General features: G+C 68.1%; 5 protein-coding genes. All 5 read left to right on the top strand.

All coding sequences use genetic code 11. The features are described 5' to 3' along the window. The first annotated feature begins 43 nt into the window (after positions 1–43). Positions 44–820, top strand: coding sequence for a hypothetical protein (locus tag H3C53_13015; protein ID MBW7917586.1), 777 nt, complete (start codon positions 44–46; stop codon positions 818–820). Positions 821–984: 164 nt separating this feature from the next. After that, positions 985–1,542 carry a hypothetical protein gene (locus H3C53_13020; GenBank protein MBW7917587.1) on the top strand — a complete coding sequence of 186 codons (558 nt, stop codon included), beginning with the start codon at positions 985–987 and terminating at the stop codon, positions 1,540–1,542. A gap of 177 nt (positions 1,543–1,719) precedes the next feature. Beyond that, positions 1,720–2,202, top strand: a complete 483-nt coding sequence (locus tag H3C53_13025) for a GspH/FimT family pseudopilin (GenBank protein ID MBW7917588.1) — start codon at positions 1,720–1,722, stop codon at positions 2,200–2,202. Further along, a complete protein-coding gene (locus tag H3C53_13030; protein MBW7917589.1) occupies positions 2,199–2,600 on the top strand; it encodes a prepilin-type N-terminal cleavage/methylation domain-containing protein in 402 nt (133 codons plus the stop codon). Before H3C53_13025 ends, H3C53_13030 begins: the two co-directional genes overlap by 4 nt. Before the next feature lies 1 nt (position 2,601). Next, a partial coding sequence (locus H3C53_13035; GenBank protein MBW7917590.1) for a prepilin-type N-terminal cleavage/methylation domain-containing protein occupies positions 2,602–2,990 on the top strand: 389 nt, incomplete at its 3' end.

Raw genomic sequence — 2,990 nt, forward strand, 5'->3', positions numbered from 1 at the left:
GGCTCCATACTCCTCGCACTTGCAGGACCAACGGAGGTACCAGATGAACCGCAGACTAACCACCACGCTACTCACCGGCCTGACGATCGCGCTCCTCGCCGCTTGCGGCGCCCCGGAGCCGGTGAAGGAGACGAGCCGCACGCCCATGGGCCTCACCATCAACCCGAACGTGGTGAAGGCCGGCGAGGTGGGCACCTCCTACACCTTCACGCTCAACGCCACCGGGCTGAAGGGCAGGAGCGAACTCGCCACCTTCAAGTGGAGCTTCTCGGGCGGCGCCTCCGGCGAACTCGAGGTCGCGGTCGAGAACGGCGCGGCCACCCTCGACGTCGCTCAGGCGTTCGACGCCGCCGGCGTCTACGGCCTGGTGGCCTCGGTCGACACGGGCGCTCGGGCCGCCACGGCCTCGGCCGTCATCAGCATCGGCGAGGCGGCGCCCGAGCGCGAGGCGGAGTTGACGACCTGCGGCGACTGGGTGACCAAGCAGCAGGGCGCCTACGGCGTGACCATCGACCGCTGGGACGTCAGCTCCGTGCCGGTGGGCGCCGTGTTCGACCTCAAGTTCGACACCATCGGCATCCCCGACCGCATCTTGATCGAGTACCCGAGCGGCACCTACGCTCACGACACCGGCTGGCGCGGCGACGCGAAGCATGACGGCGATGCCCTCTACCCCGGCGGCGTGGTGGGCGGCGCCACCGGCGAGGCGCGCGCCATCTTCACCAAGGGCAGCGACAACGAGTTCACCGCCACGGTGTTCGGCCCCGACGTGAAGACGCGCTGGAGCTACGAGGTGCGTTGCCGCGTACCGGGACGCTGAACCTAGGCCCAACCCAGGAAAGTTCGCCGCGTGCGGCCCCTCCCTCGAGGGGCCGCACGCTGTGCATAATCTCGCCGAGCCGCTCCAGGCGGCGTGTTACGTTCTGCTAACGTGCCTCGCGCACTCAACCGTAGTCTCTAACCGTGGTCTCTAGGAGGAGCCCCATGAAGTCCAACTTCGCACGAGTGGCGAGCCTCGTAATCGCGGCGATCGTCCTGTCGGCCTGCTCCACCATCTTCCCGAACCAGCCGGACCGGTTGATGTTGGGGCTGTCGCCCACTAACGAGCTTGGGTACGAGATCGACGCCATGGGCATCATCACCGTCAAGTCGCGGGACCTCATCCTGTCTACCAAGGCCGGCACGCCGGCCACGAACGTCACCGGTTACCGCGTCGATTACTACGACGAGCTCAACGTGCTCGTCGGTGCCGGTGGCGACGACCCCCAATCGTTGAACGTGACCGTCCCTGCCGGACTCGTGTGTGACAACCCCGTGCCCGGCGTGGGCTGCACGAACCTGTCCCAGAACGCCCGCCCGGGCAACGGCATGGCCATCGAGGTTCCCGGCCTCGGCACGCAGCTTCTCAACGTCGACGTGGCGCAGGCCCACGTCGCCGCGGGGTTCCCCTCGGGCTGGTACGCGGTCGTCACCTTGTACTACGAGAACGCGCGCGGGACCTTCCAGCAGGAGTACGTGCTGTACATCGCCGTGCCCAACTGAGACCCGCAGCCAGCCTTCGGCTTGAGCCGTTCGCCTCCCCGGCCAGGAAACCGTTCCGGCCGGGGAGTACCCTTGGCACGCCGCCGGGAGCGGCCGGAGGGGAGCAAGCCGCGGCTTCCTGACGCTGTAAGTAACGCGTCAGTCGACCCTGATAGCCTGCCGTTCGGATGTCAGGGCATGTCTAGAACCACAGTCCGTCTCGGCTTCACGATCCTGGAAGTGCTCGTGGCCTTGGCCATCGTCGGGGTGCTCGCGGGCATCGGCGCCGCGACCTTGCGGGAACCGCCGGCCCGACTTGCTGCCAACAGTTACCGTTCGTTCCTGCAGAACGCGCGGCACGTGGCGATCAGCAGGAACCGTCCCGTGCTGATCAGTGCCGACGCCGCCTCGCGCACCATAAGCATGCTGGTCGCCAGCACGTCGGCAGCGAGCAACTGCGAGGCGTTCACCTCCCAGCAGGCCGCGTTCGATGCCACCGAGTACCGCCAGGTGGCGTTCACCACCGACACCGCCGACGGTCGACTGCTCTGGCTGCCCAACGGCCGGCCGGGTCATTGCGGGGGCGGCATAGCCGGTACCACCACGTCGTTCTCCGACGGCAAGCGGACGTTCAGCGTCGAGGTGTCCCCCGCCGGTCAGGTACGGGTCGGATCACAGTGAGGTCGGGCAGCGGGCTCACGCTGGTCGAGGTGATCGTGGCCATGGCCATCCTGGCGGTCGGCATCTTGGCGGTGTTCATGCTCCAGGCCACGTCGCTTAGGGGTACCCGCACCGCCGCCGCTTCGCAGACGCTCACGAACATGGCGCAAAGCGAGCTGCAGCTCCAGCGGGAGTTCAGCCGTCACGTGAGGTCGCCCGTGAGGGGCGAGACGTGCCGGTCGTTGGCGGACGGCGACGACCTGTACGACTGCGAGGTGCGCGTGTTCCCGTGTGAGCTGGTGGGGGGCTCGCTCGTGTGCCGGAACGGCGACGTGGCTACCGCCGACGCCCGGCAGGTCACCGTCATCGTCACTGCCCGAGACGGCGCCAGCGCCGAGGTCTCGACGGTGGTGAAGTGAGGTGAGGAGCAACCGAGCCGGATTCACGGTGGTGGAGTTGCTGATCGCCGCCGCGATGATGCTGGTCGTCCTCGGCGCCGCCCTGTCGGTCTACTCGAGCGGCGTGCGCGCCAACCGGGTCACCTCGGACGTCTCGGAGCGCCGAGAGGAGATCCAGGCCGCCGTCGCGCTGCTGCAGTACGAGATCTCGTTGGCCGGCTACCGTTGCGTCGACGCCGGCGCCGTCACGCGCACGCTGGCTGGCGCGCCGCTCACCGTCGTCGACGGTGGCAGTCCTTCGGCGCCGGATAGGATCATCGTTCGCTTCCACGAGGACCGCTACGGCGCCACCGGGTGCGTTCCTCAGGTCGTGGAGTTCTTCGTTCGCGACGGCACGCTCTTCAGGAAGGG

Source organism: Trueperaceae bacterium (assembly GCA_019454765.1).
Classification (GTDB): domain Bacteria; phylum Deinococcota; class Deinococci; order Deinococcales; family Trueperaceae; genus JAAYYF01.

Coding starts and splice junctions, on each gene's coding strand:
- H3C53_13020 (MBW7917587.1), top strand. CDS start 985: ATGAAGTCCAACTTCGCACGAGTGGCGAGCCTCGTAATCGCGGCGATC.
- H3C53_13015 (MBW7917586.1), top strand. CDS start 44: ATGAACCGCAGACTAACCACCACGCTACTCACCGGCCTGACGATCGCG.
- H3C53_13025 (MBW7917588.1), top strand. CDS start 1,720: ATGTCTAGAACCACAGTCCGTCTCGGCTTCACGATCCTGGAAGTGCTC.